General features: G+C 61.6%; 10 protein-coding genes. All 10 read right to left on the reverse strand.

Features of this window, described 5'->3' with window-relative positions:
• Positions 1-71: 71 nt before the first annotated feature.
• Positions 72-1340 (reverse strand): glycosyltransferase, encoded by a 1269-nt coding sequence (locus C1H84_RS14695; RefSeq protein ID WP_047118885.1) that lies wholly within the window; start codon positions 1338-1340, stop codon positions 72-74.
• Positions 1337-2857, reverse strand: coding sequence for a lipopolysaccharide biosynthesis protein (locus tag C1H84_RS14700; protein WP_244910922.1), 1521 nt, complete (start codon positions 2855-2857; stop codon positions 1337-1339). Before C1H84_RS14700 ends, C1H84_RS14695 begins: the two co-directional genes overlap by 4 nt.
• Positions 2854-3987, reverse strand: a complete 1134-nt coding sequence (locus C1H84_RS14705) for a DegT/DnrJ/EryC1/StrS family aminotransferase (protein ID WP_113607812.1) — start codon at positions 3985-3987, stop codon at positions 2854-2856. The genes C1H84_RS14700 and C1H84_RS14705 overlap by 4 nt, the downstream gene beginning before the upstream one ends.
• Positions 3984-4676 carry a NeuD/PglB/VioB family sugar acetyltransferase gene (locus C1H84_RS14710; RefSeq protein WP_113607813.1) on the reverse strand — a complete coding sequence of 231 codons (693 nt, stop codon included), beginning with the start codon at positions 4674-4676 and terminating at the stop codon, positions 3984-3986. The genes C1H84_RS14705 and C1H84_RS14710 overlap by 4 nt, the downstream gene beginning before the upstream one ends.
• Before the next feature lies 1 nt (position 4677).
• Complete coding sequence (locus C1H84_RS14715; RefSeq protein ID WP_113607814.1) at positions 4678-5832, reverse strand: DegT/DnrJ/EryC1/StrS family aminotransferase; 1155 nt, start codon at positions 5830-5832, stop codon at positions 4678-4680.
• Positions 5833-5900: 68 nt separating this feature from the next.
• A complete protein-coding gene (locus C1H84_RS14720) occupies positions 5901-6923 on the reverse strand; it encodes an NAD-dependent epimerase/dehydratase family protein (RefSeq protein ID WP_425323569.1) in 1023 nt (340 codons plus the stop codon).
• A complete protein-coding gene (locus tag C1H84_RS14725; RefSeq protein WP_113607815.1) occupies positions 6920-8014 on the reverse strand; it encodes a Gfo/Idh/MocA family protein in 1095 nt (364 codons plus the stop codon). Before C1H84_RS14725 ends, C1H84_RS14720 begins: the two co-directional genes overlap by 4 nt.
• Entirely contained in the window at positions 8015-9544 is a 1530-nt protein-coding gene (locus C1H84_RS14730; RefSeq protein WP_052772322.1) for a sugar transferase, read from the reverse strand. It lies immediately after the preceding gene.
• A gap of 580 nt (positions 9545-10124) precedes the next feature.
• Positions 10125-12797: a LuxR C-terminal-related transcriptional regulator gene (locus tag C1H84_RS14735; protein WP_113607816.1), complete on the reverse strand. Its 2673-nt coding sequence runs from the start codon at positions 12795-12797 to the stop codon at positions 10125-10127.
• Complete coding sequence (locus C1H84_RS14740; protein ID WP_160309073.1) at positions 12794-15238, reverse strand: helix-turn-helix transcriptional regulator; 2445 nt, start codon at positions 15236-15238, stop codon at positions 12794-12796. The genes C1H84_RS14735 and C1H84_RS14740 overlap by 4 nt, the downstream gene beginning before the upstream one ends.
• Positions 15239-15562 lie beyond the last annotated feature (324 nt).

The raw sequence follows: 15562 nt of genomic DNA on the forward strand, positions 1-15562 counted from the left end.
GACGATCTGTACCTGGAACGCTGTCCCATGACGTACCTGCAATCCAAAGAATTGTGTCTGGGATAGCCATACTATTCAGCCCCTACGCGGTGTACTTGTGGACGTTCCGTGACGATCGGGGAAGCATTAAAATCATCGTCTTTTATGGTCCTCCCTCGCAGGTTGGACCATCGTCGGCGGAACTCATAATTTGCTAATTTATACAGGCTCGCAAGCCCATGAAGGCGTTCGTTGGCCCGTTGCGGAGAACTATTCAGAGCTGCTTCATAGGCTTCCAGTTGGATCTGCGCTGCACGTTCTAGCGAATAATGCTCCAGCACTGTTTCGAGGGAAAATTGCCCCAGTCGCTCACGTAGGACCGCGTCTGCGATGAGCTGATCAAGAATCTTTGCCAAACGTTCCGGTCCAGCGTGCAAGCTATCGCCGCGACCGTACCACCCGTGCCATCGGAAATCAGGAAGTGAGCGCGAAGTCAGCAGCTTCCAATACCCATTTTCACCTTGAACTATCAATGGCTTTTCAAACGCCATGGCACGGAGAGCGGAACCACCCATGCCTAAGACGACATCAGCGGCCGCATAGGCTTCTCGGGGATCGTTCAGTGAGCCAGTCATCACTACTCGGTGGGGAGTCGCCCCAAGGCCGGCGCTTTCGATTGCGGCTCGCACCTCGGGCTCGGAAGGTCCGTCGCCGACAATGACCAGCTGCACGGGCTGATTGCTTCCAAGCAATGGCAGGGCCTTGATCGCAGCTAAGATTCCCTCAAGTTTTAGTTCAGGAGCAAGCCGTGAAACGACTGCAACGGTGAAGGCCTGATGCGAAAGGTTCCACCGTTCAAAGAACGCATCGGTGGATCCGACCGCGCCCAAGCTGTTATGGTCCAAGTCCACGGGTGGCTCCTGGACAGTTACGATCGAACGACCGGACTCGCGTTCATGATGGGCAATAGCCTCGGTGCCGACGATCAATGGAGTAGTTCGTGGAATGAACGGCGCAACCGACATCGACATCACGGTAGAAACGTGCCGCGTTGCTGGGCGCAGATGGCTAGCGATTGCGCATTCAAGGCTCGGTGGCCATTCAAATCCGTGAAGTATTTGAATATCGCGTTCGTCAATAATCTGAACCAGGGCCTTAACGATGCTCGGCGTAGGTCGAACTCTTGGACGTGGAGCTTCGATGTATTCAAGACCGAGCTCCGAGATCCGGCCGTTGAGCTGACCCGGGTTGCCAAAGATGACACACTCATGTCCCTGATCCCTCAGCGTCGCGGCGATCTCTACCGCGTTCAGCTGGCTGCCGCCGATACCAAAATCGTGTGGAAAAACAAGAATCCTCATTGAAGCTCCTCTTTGGCAACACTTACTGTTGTTGCATCGCCTACTGGTTCCGCCTCGGTTTTGGCCTGTCCAATACCTCGAACTACAGCCAGATCGGCTCGTCGCACATAAAGCATTGTTGCGGTGCAAATGAACGCCAGCGTCCCACCCGCTGCCAGACCCCAGAATGTCGACGGGATAGACAGCGTGATGTAGTAGGACGCGAATCCCACTCCCAGCCCGATTAGGACTGGCGATAGTGCACGGCGGACAATGGCTGAGATCTTGACCCCAGCCCGCGAAAGCTGGAAGCCGTACATTGGCAGGATTACCAACCAGGAAACCAAAGCGTGCGCAGCGCTCAGGCCGACCAACCCGCGGAGATATCCACCCAGCAGCAAGGCCGGAACCATGATGCAGAGGCTCACGAGCTGCACCGCGAAAACTGTTCCGGTGCGTCCAAGAACTACCAGGTAGTCGTACATCAGTTCATAGGCAAGGCGCACCAGCGCCGAGAAAACCAAGAATGACAGAACTGCAGCTGACGGAAGCCATTGGGAACCGTAGATAAATTCAACAAGGGATCTCGAAGCGCCGGAGACGAATGCGAACAACGGAACAGTACACACCGCAAGCAGCCCCATGAGCGTACTCATGGTACGTCCCAACCCCGCGGGGTTCGCTTGCAGATGCGAGAATGCCGCCGGTGCAACCCGCCGAAGCGGTTGGGAAACGATGCTCATCGGCCAGCTGGACAGATTGAAGGCCAGGACATAGAAGCCCAGCGCCGTTGCGCCCAGAGCAGCGCCAACGGTCAATTGGTCTGCATAACCAACAGCGAAAACGACGATACTCGAGCCTGCAAGGGGAAGACCGAATCGGAGAAGTTGCGGGGCAACTTCTCGATTCCAGCCGAAGCGGTAAGGAAGCGGCGACGCGGCCAGGAACATCACGCCGGAAATCAATGATCCAGCGAGCCGGCCGATCGCAAGCGACATCGCCCCGAATCCCATCAGCGCAAGAACAAGGGAAATGATGGCCCCGACCCATACATTGGTCTGGTCAATAACCATACGCGTGCGTTCTTGGAATCTGCGCTGAAGCAGAGCAGCCGGCGTTGCGACCGCACCGTTGATCAAGACACTGACCAGAAGCAGCTGGATCACCTTTGTAGCTTCGGGATCCCCCATTGCCGTGGCTACCGCCGGTGTCAGGACATAGGCACCGCAGAAAATGATGATGCTCGCGACAACGGATATCGTATTGACCGTGGGAGCGATGTGTTTGGGGTCTTGAGGCCAACGCACGATTGCCAGGCTGACGCCCAGCTCGTTGAAGCTCAAAATGGCCATGAGAACGACCAAGGCTACCGCAAAGGTGCCAAACTCTTCCGGTCCGAGAACACGGGCCAAAACGATCCCGATGCCAAGCGTGGCAAAACGCGCCACAATGGTGTTCAGAAGGCTCCACCCGAAGGCGCTTGATGCTCCGGGACCTCCTCGTCTTTTTTCCAGACGCCGACGGCCTTTGGTCTTCATCGTGATACTGCCGCATTGAGGGCCTGGACCACCCGCTGCTGCTGTTCCTCGGTGATGTGCGGGTACAGCGGCAGCGACAGGATTCGCCCGGCGGCCTGCTCGGCCACGGGGAAGGAGCCTGCGCCGTAGCCCAGGTGCTCGAATGCAGGGGTCAGGTGCACCGGATCCGGGTAGTGGATGCCGGCGCCGATGCCCGCCTCGTTCAGTTCGGCCAGCACCCGGTCGCGTTCCTCGACCTGGACGACGTACAGGTGCCACACGTCCTCGTTGCCCTCGGCCTGCTGCGGCAGGACAACACCCGGAACATCCGCCAGCAGTTCAGAGTAGCGGGCCGCGGCGTCGCGGCGCAGCTGGTTCCAGCCGGCCAGGCGCTCCAGCTTGGCGCTGAGCACCACCGCCTGCACCGCATCCAGCCGGGAATTGCGTCCCACTGCCTCGTGCACGTACTTCACGCGGCTGCCGTGGGCCGAGAGCAGGCGGACCCGCTCGGCGAGCTCGGGGTCGTTGGTGAGCACCGCGCCGGCGTCGCCGGCCGCGCCCAGGTTCTTGCCCGGGTAGAAGCTGGTGCCTGCAACGCGGCCCAGGGTTCCGGCATTGCGCCCGAAGCGGGTGGCGCCCTGCGACTGCGCCGCATCCTCGATGATCACCGCGCCGCAGGCGGCAGCGATGGGCTCAAGTTCCTCCACGAAGGCGGTCTGGCCGTACAGGTGCACCGGGATGATCGCCTTGGTCCGCTCGGTTACGGCTTCGGCCGCAGCCAGCGGGTCGATGAGCAGATGCTGCGGATCAACATCCACTGGCACCACGATGGCTCCTACCAGGCTGACGGCCTCGGCGGTGGCCACGAAGGTGTTGGCCGGGATGATGACCTCGTCCCCGGGGCCCACCCCGGCGGCGCGCAGCGCGAGCTCCAGCGCGTCGGTGCCGTTGCCCACGCCGATGCAGTGCCCCGCCCCGACGAAGCCGGCGTACGCCTGTTCGAAGTCTGCCACGGCCGCGCCGCCGATGAATGCCGTATTCTCAAAGATCCGGGCCAGTGAATCATTAACCTGGTCCTGGACTTCGCGCTGCTGGGCCTTCAGGTCCACCAGCGGAATGGGTGCGTGGGTCGTCATCGCGTTGTTGCTCATCGAGTGGCCTCTTTCAGGCTTGCATTCAAAAGTGTGTTGTTGGTCGGTTCCGGGTTGCGGCCCGGAATCCGGGAGTCCAGCGGGCGGGCCGGATTTCCGGCCCAGGTCTGCCCCGCCGGCAGGTCGGTGATCAGCGCCGCTGCCATGCCGAGCACGGCGCCGCGTCCGATGCGGAGGTTTTCGCGGACCGTGCTGTTGGTGCCCAGGTAGGCTTCGCTGCCAACGTGCACGGTGCCGGCCAGGGTGGCGCCGGCGGCCAGCGTGGCGAAGTCCTCCAGGACATCGTCATGGGTGAGCACCACCCGCGGCATCAAGACCACGTGGCGGCCGATGCGCACGTCGCTGGTGGCCACGGTGCCGGCCAGGATGATGCTGCCGGCGCCCACGCTGACGCTGCCGCCCAGCACCGCGTGGGCGCTGATGTGCGTTGCGTAGCGTTCCTCGGGCAGGTCCAGGCGCCGGGCGATGGCCGCCCGCGACGCGCCCTTGCCTGCGCACAGCAGCAGCTTTTCGCTGCGCCGCACGGCCAGGTCGAGTCCCCCGAGCACCGGCACCCCGTTCACCGAGGTGCCGTGCAGCGCTGCATTGTCATCCAGGATCCCGAGCACCTGGTGGTCGCCAGTCTGCCGGATGGATTCGAGTGTCTCCCGGGCCAGCCCGCTGGCGGCCAGGAGCAGGACCTTGGCCATGCTAGGCTCCGGCGGCGGTCAGCGCGCTGGCGGAGAGCACGCTGGAGATCACGCGGTCCTGTTCCTCTTCCCGAAGGTCGTGGTACAGCGGCAGGATCAGCGTGTTGGCGGTCAGCCGCTCGGTGACCGGCAGTGCAACCGTGTACCCGCTGTGCCCGGCGTAGGCAGGCTGCAGGTGCGAGGCCATGATGCCGCGGCGTGCGGAGATCCCGTCCTCGGCGAGCTTGGCCAGCAGCCCCTCGCGGTCCAGCGGGAACGGGCGGCTCACCTCGATCCAGAATGACTGGTAGTTGGAGGTTCCGTACTCCGGGTCCTGCACGCAGCGCAGCCCCGGCACCCCTGCCAGCTCCTGCTGGTAGCGTGCGGCCAGTTCGCGCCGGCGCACCACCATCTGCTCGAGCTTGGAGAGCTGGACCAGTCCCACGGCCGCCTGCATGTCGGTCATCCGGAAGTTGTAGCCGATCTCCCCGTAGCTTTCCTGCGGGGCCAGCGTGGAGCCGTGGCGGTCCGCCGCGGAGACGTCCATGGCGTGTTCGCGTAGGCGCCGGGCGCGCTGCGCCCACTGCTCGTTGTTCGTGGTGAGCATGCCGCCCTCGCCGGTGGTGAGCAGCTTGCGCGGGTGGAACGACCACGCCGACACGTCGGCGCCCACGCCCACGGGCGCGCCGCGGTAGGTCGAGCCCGCACCGCAGGCGGCGTCCTCGACCAGCGCCAGCCCGCGTTCGTCGCACAGCCGGCGCAACGGCTCCAGGTCCAGCGGCATGCCGCCCTGGTCCACGGCGATGATGGCGGTGGTCTTCGGTGTCAGTGCGGCTTCGATGGTCTGCGCGGTGACATTTCCCGTGGTTTCCTCGACGTCCGCGAACACCGGGCGCGCGCCCAGGTAGGTCGGGGCGTTCGCGGTGGCGATAAACGAGAATGACGGGAGAACCACATCATCCCCTGCCTGCACCCCGGCGACTTTCAAGGCCAGGTGCAGTGCGGTGGTGCAGTTCGAGGCCGCTACCGCATGCCCCGCCTGCTGGTGCTCGGCAAATGCCTGTTCAAATGCTGCGGTGCGCGGGCCTTGTGCGACCCATCCCGAGGCGATGACCTCTGCTACCGCGTCGGATTCGGCCGTCCCCAGCCATGGCTTCATGACGCTGATGCGATCCATGATTCTTCCCCCAAAAAATCGTTGTTCGCGTGTTGATCCACAAATGTAGTGCGTACGCGCTGTTTTGCCTAGTGGCTTGCGGCGACCGGCTTCTTCAGCAGGTGGCCGGCGGCGACTTCCTCGCGCAGCGGTTCCCACCAGGTGACCAGCCGGCGCAGTCCCTCTTCCAAGCCCACGGTGGACTCGAAGCCGAGGTCGCGGCGGGCCGCGCTGGTGTCGGCCAGGCGGCGGACCACCGAGTTCACCGAGCGTTCCGGACCATATTCAATGTGCAAATCCGAGCCCATGACCTTCAGCAAGGTTTCGGCCAGCTGCTTGAGGCTGGTTTCCGTGCCGCTGGCCACGTTGTAGATGCCTTCGCGGATCGGGCTGGCGGCAGCGAGCAGGTTTGCGCGCGCAATGTCCTCGGAGAACACGAAGTCCATGGTCTGCGAGCCGTCGCCGAAGATCAGCGGCGGCAGCCCGTCGGCAATACGTTCCATCCAGCGCACCAGCACCTCGGTGTAGGCGCCGTGCACGTCCATGCGCGGTCCGTAGACGTTGAAGTAGCGCAGGAGCGTGTAGTCCAACCCGTACATGGCGTGGAAGCTCTTGAGCAGGCCCTCGTTGAAGGTCTTGGCCGCGCCGTACAGCGTGTCGTTGTTGTACGGGTGGTGGCGTTCGGTGGTCGGGAACTGCTCGGCCATGCCGTAGACCGACGCGCTGGATGCGGCGATAACCTTCGGGATCTTGGCCTCCACCGCCGCCTCGATGACGTTGTAGGTTCCGTTGACCATGACGTCCACGGCCAGGCGCGGCTCCTCTGCGCACTGGGTGATGCGGATGGCCGCCTGGTGGAAGACCACGTCCTTGCCTTCGGTGACCTCGCGGACCAGTTCGCGGTCGGCAATGTCGCCCTCGATGAGGTTCACGCGGCCGCTGGACAGGGCTTCGGTGATGTTGCCGCGGCGTCCGCGGACCAGGTTGTCCAGGATGTCCACCTGTTCGGCGCCGGCGGCAAGCAGCTGGTCGACGATTTCCGAACCGATGGTGCCGGCGCCGCCGGTAACCAGGAATTTCTTGCCTTCAAGGCGTGCCAGTGGCTGTGTCATGATGCGTTCTCCATTGCGGAAGTCTCGGTGTTGAACTGCGGTGCGGATCCGTTGGCCAGGCTTGCGCTGGCGTCTTCCAGGACGCGCAGGACGCGCAGTGCGGATGCGCCGTCGGTGGGTGCGGGCTTGTTGCCGCGGATGCTGGCTGCGAACTGCGAGACCATGAGCCCCAGCGGTTCGAATTCGGACAGGGCCGGCGACCAGGTGTCTCCGAGCCGGTAGGAGATCGTGGCTCCCTTGCGGTCCTCGGTGTCGGTGCGGATCATTTCTTGGCGGTCCAGGTCCACGCCGCGGTCGAAGATGCTCAAGCGCTGCTGCGGGTTCAAGTCGTCCCAGATCAGGGTCTTCTTGCTGCCGCCGATCACCATCTGGCGGATCTTGGTCGGCGAGAGCCAGTTGACGTTCACGTGGGCCAGCGCCCCGTTGTCCAGCGGCATGCTCAGGTAGCCGATGCAGGACTTGCCCGCCTGCAGCGGGTCTGCCCCCTGTGCGGTGACCGACAGTGGGCGCAGGCCTCCGGGAAGCACGAAGTCCAGGATGGACAGGTCGTGCGGGGCAAGGTCCCAGAACACGTCGACATCCGGCTGGACCAGTCCGAGGTTGATGCGGGTCGAATCGATGTAGAGGATCTCCCCCAGCTCGCCGTCGGCCAGCAGGTCACGGATCTTCAGCGCCGCCGGCGTGTAGCAGTACGTGTGGTCGGCCATCAGGATGGTTCCGGCGCCGGCCGCCGCCTGCACCATTTCCCGTCCGTGCACGCTGTTGTCCGCCAGCGGCTTTTCCACCACGACGTGTTTTCCCGCGGCGATGGCCTGCATGGCGATGGCGTAGTGGGTCCGCGCCGGCGTGGCGATGGCGATGGCATCGATGTCGTGGTTGGCCAAAAGTTCATCCAGCGATCCGGCGACCGCGGGCTCTCCGGTCTTGCGGGCGAGTGCCCGGGCGCGTTCCAGGTCCATGTCGCAGATGGCGACAAGTTCCCACTCACTGCTCATTGCAAAGTTTCGCGCCAGGTTAGGTCCCCAGTATCCTGCACCGACCACCGCGACTCGCAGTGCGGGGTTGATGCTTGTATCCGGTGCGATGCTCATTTAGTAGGCTCCATCTGGCTTGATCATGACTTTAAAGGTGCGCCACACGATGCGCAGGTCGCTCAGAACCGTCCAGTTTTCTGCGTAGTACAGGTCCAGGCGGATGCTTTCGGCCCAATCCAGATTGGATCGTCCGCTGACCTGCCACAGCCCGGTGACGCCCGGCTTCAGGTACAGGCGACGGTGGTCGTGTCCCGTGTAGGCTTCGACTTCCTTGAACAGCGGCGGCCGCGGCCCGACGACCGACATCTCGCCGCGCAGGACGTTGATGAACTGGGGTAATTCGTCGAGCGAGTGCTTGCGCAGCAGGCGACCGATGCGGGTCACCCGGGGGTCGTCCTTGAGCTTGAACAGCGGCCCTGCGCCCTCATTCTGGGCTTCGAGCTCCGCCAAGCGCTCCTCGGCGTTTTCCACCATTGACCGGAACTTGAGCATGTGGAACGGAAGCCCGTCCAGGCCTGCGCGTTCCTGCTTGTAGAAGATCTTTCCCGGGCCGTCCAGGCGGATCAGCAAGGCGATGACGAGGAATACCGGGCTCAGGCCCAGCAGAGCCAGCGAGGCGAAAACGATGTCGAATCCGCGCTTGAGCAAGAACCGCCACCCGGTGAACCGGGCCAGCTCGACGTGCAGCAACGGCATTCCGTCGACCGGGCTGGTCCGCACCCGGCGGCTGGCGACGTTGGTGAGCGAGGAGACGACGATCAGCTTGGTGCCGGTCTTCTCCAAGCGCCATCCGAGTTCCTGCAACGCGGAGTTTCCTCCGGTCAGCGGGCCGGCCACCACCACGGAGTCCGCTCCGTAGCGAAGGACCTCATCCTCGATGGCTCCGGTGTCGTAAGACAGCGGAAGCGTCGGATCTGCCATTCGAAGAACCTGCTCGGAGTCTTCGTCCTGTGCGCCGTCGAGCAGCACTCCCACCACGCGGTAGGCAGGGCCGGACTGCTTGGAGATCTGTCGAACCACGTACGGCGCGTCCTTGATCTGTCCGTACACCAGCACGTTGCTCAGCGCGAAGCCGCGCTGGCGCTGCCGCGCCAGCCATTGCCGCCAGCCCCAACGCCCCAGGAGCAGCGCTCCGAGGCCAACCGGCAGGCTCAGCAGGATGAACAACCTGTAGTCCAGGTTTCCAGTGATGAGGGCGATCAGCCCAATGCCGCCGGCCACTGCTGCGGTTGCGTAGACCAGGAATTTGTATTCCTGCATGCCTACGGCAATCCGTCCGGCAGCGCGGGTCTGGAAGAAGACCAGGCTGAGAATCCAGGCCAGTGCTACGACGGCCCCGGTCAGCGCGAAGTGCTGCGACAGCTGCTGGGCTTCAGGATTCAGCTGGCCACCGGCCAGGACGAAAACCTCCGGCAGGATGCTGGCTACGGCGATGATGACAAAATCGGTGACGGCAAGGCGTCGAACGTAGCGACGCCCGTCGACTGCTGCGGTTGATGCTGCTGCCGGCTCTGCCGGGCGGGTTGCACCGAAGAGCTTCGATGATCCAAAGTTATTGCTTTCAAGGCGTCCGCTAATCTGCGACATTACCGTACCCCGCTACCTGCGAAGATTCCGTTGCGCGGGCGCAGGCGCGTGAAAGCCCCCCAAAAAATACACATATCGTGCAATCCCCCAAAAAGATGCAAATTCCCCAGTTGAGAGCCGCTTCCCCTTGCGTAGTCCCGCAGCTCTCGTTGATCCGAGCTTATGACGCAAGGTACTTAGTCGCACGAGTGGAGGAACACTCGAATCCTGTGAAGAAACCTTGAGAAGGTACTCGTCTGATACCTAGGAGATACCTAGAGAACACTTGCGCCGCTAAATACCGTTAAATACAAAACAGGTCCCATACCAGTGATCGGGGGAGATCCGGTATGAGACCTGTTTCGCATAAGGGGCGAACGGTTGCGCTGGGGGGTAATCCTTGCGGATTCGCTAACCGCCGCCCCGTCTAAGGGAAGGAGTCCTCAGGGATATTAACCACGTGCATGGTCCCCAGTTCTCTCGTGGACAGTCCAGGATCCATGGATCCGGCGCTGCTCCCTAACAATAGAGACTACTGAAACCCGATAATCCTCCGCACGCGTGTTTCTTACTTCAAGATTGCTTGAAACACGTAGTCAGCTTACTGGGCTGTCCCAAAATCAAGTTCGGCGACGACCAGCTCGGAGCGTTCGGAAATACCCAGCTTCGAGAAGACCCTGTAAAGATGGCCCTCAACCGTACGCTGGGAAACAGTTAACACGCGCGCGATTTGCGCATTGTTTTTTCCTGACAGCGCCAACTGGACGATCTCTGCCTCCCGAGCGGTCAGCTCGGTCAGCGCGAGAGCACGCGCAACATATTTGTTCGGATTGATCCGTTGCTCGTTAACTACTCGCGATGCCTGGCGAAGCAGGGTTCCGCACGTACGCGACTCCCCCGCCTCCGAATAGCGCACCGCAGCACGTGCCAGCGCTTCGACGCCAATGAGCACTTCCTGGCTTCTGAACGCCTTCTGGGCGAGCTCTTCCAACGGCTGAGGCTCGCTCTGGGCGCGATACTTGCTCAGCTGCAGCAGGAGCTGCGACTTCGTGCCTTCGTGTTCATCGCAGAGCTCAATCAGGCGTCTGAGGTCCTTGCTGCCGGCAAGTTCTTCATCTGGCAGATGCGAAATCTTGTGGGCCAGAGCCATCCGTTCGAAAACAGGGAAGTCCTTGAGCTTCTCACTGCCTTGGGGCCTGCCGATTGTCGCGGCAGAAGCCCTGGCGAAGACTCGCTGGCGCGACGGGGTCTCCCCCATGAGCTCAGGCGGCTCTGGTTTGCTTTCCAGAGCTCCGGAAGCCGTGCCTGTCCCGAGACTTCCCCCAAGCTCATGAGCCATCGCGTGCAGGTTTCTCGCGAACGTCAGCACCTGGGCGGGATCTCCGAATCGCAACTCCGTGACCGCCTCCGCAAACCTGCGAAGGGCAGACTGGTTGCGTCCCTGCAACAGGTCGGAAAGACCCAGCATCAGAACTACGGCACCTTGGTGTTGTACACCGAAGCGTTCTCCGCCGTAGCGATAGGTGTCCAGCAGTTGCTGCGCTTTCTGGTTCTCCCCCAGCTGCAACAGGTTCCAGCACTGCAAGAACATCAGACGAGTTTCATACAGCGCCCGGGTCTTCGGGGCATCGGCGATCAACTCGATGGCTTCCTGGGCGATGGACAGCGCTCGCTCGGAGTGCCCCACAACGCTTTCGGCGTCGCAGTACATCAAGCGGGCAATGATTTGGCCTTCGTCCGGGAAATTTGGATCATTGATGATCCGCTCGAATTCCTTGGCCTCGGGGAACTGTCCGTCGATCGAGTTCACCCGCACCCACAGGTCCAGAAGTTGCTGTGCGAATTGCTGGTCCATCACGGCCTTCGCCGATTCGGCATCGGAGGGAAGGCTCGACACCCATTCCTTCCACTGCTGGATGTAGTCGCGCATCAAGGGCAGGTTGTTGCCCAGATTAGTGACGACGACCAGCAGCTGGCTGAAGGCCGAGGTCAGCAGGTGAGGCGCTTTGGCCGTTCCGACGAACCTCAGCAGGATGTTTCGCGCTGACTCGAACCGTCCCAAGCCGAGCAGTACATCCGCTTCGAACAGTGCACCGTGGCCGCTCGAATGGGCAACGTTTCCGGCACGGCAAAGTTCCCATGCCAACGGATAGTTGCCCTCATCCAAGGCAGATGATGCAGCATCCAGAATCCGCTCAGTTGGGAAGGATTGTCCCACTTCGAGGCCCCAGAGCACGTGCGACGCTGACTGTTCCATACCCAGTTCACTCGTGCACTGCTGCCATGAATCGTACAGCTCCGCACTTCGCTGCGCAGGAACCATCAGGCGCAGCACCCGGCGGTGAAGCTCGGAGGCCAACGCCACGGTGTCGTCCGGCAGCTCATGCAGCTGGCCGGCGTCAATCATCCGACGGTACTCAAGCCGTCCGCCGTCGAGAACGAGCTTAGGCGCCGGTCCGCCCAAGGCCAATAGTTCCAGCGTGCGCCGTTCGTCTTCGGTGCTCAACCGTTGGATCTCGCTGACAAGATTCGTCAGCCGCGAGTCAACACCGATGGTGTCCTGGCTCAGGAGCCAGATGCCCTGTGGTGCGCTGGGACCGTAGTCCATTTCCTTGTCCTGGATCAGCAATCCCTGTTCCAAGCTTGAAGCGATCAGGGCCTCGACGAAGCTCGGGTTGCCTCCCGACAGCCGGTGGATCGTCCCGACAGAGCTTTCGCTGAGGGTGCCCCCGAGCATGGATTCAGCAACGGTCCGGATTCCTGAAACATCCAGCGGCTGCACAACGATCGTCGACATCAACGGCGACTGGGCCAGCTGCCCCACGATCGATTCCGATTCCAAGACGCCTGCGCCGAGCGCGATGAGCTTGATTGCCGCGTTCTCCATCAGGGTTGAAAGCACGAAACAACTCTGGGCATCCAGGTACTGTGCGTCTTCGACAACAACAATCCGCGGCTGGTCGCTATCAGGCACGCTGGCCAGTACGTGGTTGATCTCGCGCAGCACCTGCACAGGTTCGTCCACTGAAGCCAACGCGTCAAGATACGGCGACAATACCCCGTAGGGAACCGCAGCAAGCGTCGGGCTGCAGTAAAGCGTCATTGCGGGCTCGCTGAGCCCGGTGCTGGTCATGACCGCGTCAACCAGGCTGGTCTTTCCCATGCCCACGCCGCCGAGAACCAAGGCACCGCTTGGTTCCGGCGTGCTGACCACGTGCAGCAGGTCCTGGTACTCGCTGGATTTACGTCGGCTCTTGTAGTCTATTGCGTTCACAGCTGTCCCGCCGCACGTCGGCTGGCACGATCAAGTGCAGTCAGTTCTTGCCTATTGCGAACCTGAAGCTTCGAATACACCTGGTACAGGTGCCCTTCAACGGTCCGAATTGAAACGCCGTTGATGCGGGCAATTTCAAGGTTCGTTTTCCCCGAGATCGCCAGCAACGCGATCTGCGACTCGCGCTTCGTCAGGTCTCCGGCCCACGTTGGGGCACCGGTCTTCCCAGATGCCAGCGCATCGGACCTGCTGTTGTCAGCGAGGTACGCAGGACGCTTGACAGTGCCCACGAGCTTTGCCAACTTCCGCTGGTCCTTGGTTGTCAATGACGAAACCAGTGCATTGCCGGATACCGCACCCATCAGAATATGTCCGGAAGCCACCAGATTGCGAAGCACCGCAAAAAGGTCCGCCGATTCTCCATGGTGCTTCTCCGAAAGCTCCGCGTACATTTCAGCCGTAGCCCCTTGGCAGTTTGCGGCCACCGCGCCCAAACGGGAATCGGGATCCGCATAGCCCAGCCGAAGCGCGCAGGCCAACGCGCCCATCTCCAGGGTGAGGTAGCCGCCAGCTCGGGACTTATCGGCAAATGACATCAACTTCGCAATCGCCTGTTCAGGCGATCCGATGAGGGCCAGGCTCATGGCCGAAAAGACTTCGGCCACCCAACTGTGAAAGTTCACCTGCGACGAGGTCGAGATGTCGTCCTGTTCCTGACTGAGCAGTTCCGTCGCCTCGCTCCGTCGCCCCAGGACCATCAGCGAATGGGAAACCACGGCTTCCATCGCAATCTTCCCTGCGGTTTCTTCCTGCTGGCGCGCCTGAGACAGGCACGGTTCAAGAATTTTCAGAGCACGTTCGTGATCACTTTGCAGTGCGAACAGGATGCCCCGTGCACTCTCGGCCCGGGCGATCAGCTGCGGATATGCAAATTTCCCCGCCGCGAGTTCTGTCGCCCTGACGAGCGCCTCGGAATATTTTCCGCACAGCATTTCAGTCATGAGCAGCTGCTCTTCGATCTCTGCCAGGTCTTCGGCGCACATTCCCCCGTAGGAAGCCATTCCCAGGCGGCGGTTTCGCAGCTCGTTGCCGATATGGTCGACAACTGTCTGGGCGTCCGTCTGGCGTGCGCGCGCCGCGCAATTCGTCGACTGCAGGGCCATGGCACGCAAGTGCAGTCCCCGGGTCATCCACCCCTTCAGCTGCGCCGGAGTGTCGTCGATATGGCAGTCTTCCGACCCTGCATTAACTTCTGCCTGGGCAGAATCAACCAGCTGGGTAAGCAAGTCGAGCTCTTGCTGGGCGCGCAACAGCCGGTCCTGGGACCATGCATCATCAATGGCAGCCAGAAGGTTCTCGTGTGCAAGCCGGATGAGGCTCACGGCAACCGGGACGTCCCCCTGCTGAAGCAATGCGCCAATGTGCAACTTCAGAATTCGGATCCGGGCGAACGGCGCCACAACCCATTTCCCGCTGGCGTATCCGCTGCGCGAATACTCTTCAGCGATGTCGAGCAACGTGGAGTTTTGCCCCAGATCCGACAATAACGACATCGCCGAAAGTGCCACGGCGGTCTCTGGATCCTTGTGCAGGTGTGCCACGACTTCGTTGCTGCGACGCTCCATCTCCGGATCGATGTTCTGCCGAAGCATCAGGCGCAGCAATGGAACCGCAATCATGACGCGGTGGTCCGCCTGCGGCACGACCTTCACGTGGTCCTTGGCGATCAACTGATCCATGGCCTTGGTCTGTTCTGCACGGTGCACCATGTCTCGGGAGACTGCACCACCCATGGCCAGTGCATACAAGAGTACTCGTTCGGAATCTTCAAGCCCCGAGGTCATGGAATTGAACATGGTCTGCACTGCAGGACCATTGCCAAGGTCCAGATCCCGAAGAACCCAGGTTCCGGACTCCTGGCTCAGCTGTCCGTTGGCAATCCAGATCCGCGCCAGCTTGAGAATCAATCCGCGGTTGCTGTCGGCGAGATACTGCAACGTCGAAGCAGCGAAGGCGGAGATTGGCCCTTGAAGCTCGGACTCCAGAAATGCCCGCGTCTCCAAGGTGCTCATCCGGCTGATGCTTACATGCTCCATCTGCCCGGTACGGAACAACGAAAGCAGATCCTGTGGAAGGTCCTGGATTTCGTCGCAGATGACGATGAGCTTGATCTTGTGCATCGCAGCAAGCTGGGCAAGCAACGAGCCGGATTCCTCATCGATGAGCTCTGGCTTGCCGAGCAAGACCACGGATGGCTTGCCATCCGGGCACAGTGCCCGCGCAAGCCCATGCACGAGTTCGTGCCGGCTCGGCTGTTCAGCTGTTTCAAGCTGCGCCAGCAGGAAGGCCAGAACGCCCATGGGCATCTTTTGCCCGAAGCTGCTCCCGTTGAGCCGAATAAGTTTTTGCGGATCAATAAGTTGGCTGTGCGCAGCTTCCACGCTTGCACGGCGCCCGCTGCCCGATGGTCCGGAGACTACCGCTCCGGACTTTGCAGGATTCTCTAGGATCCTGCCGATCTCGGTAATTGCATCGGTTGGAGTTGCGACCAATGCGTTGGTCTCGCCCCAGAGCCTGCGTGAATTCCGAGTATCGTCCCCGATAAGTACTCTCGAGTACTCCATTTAAAAACCGCCCCAATCGGTTCATTCCCCAAATATGACTGCGGATGGATCCCCCGACCAATCCGCGTGTTTTCATCCTAGGCTCGCAGTAGATAAAAATCACCATATTTCAGGCCGCTGCGGCAATTCCAAGTACAACTA

This window comes from Glutamicibacter soli, from assembly GCF_003309065.1.
Lineage (GTDB): Bacteria > Actinomycetota > Actinomycetes > Actinomycetales > Micrococcaceae > Glutamicibacter > Glutamicibacter soli.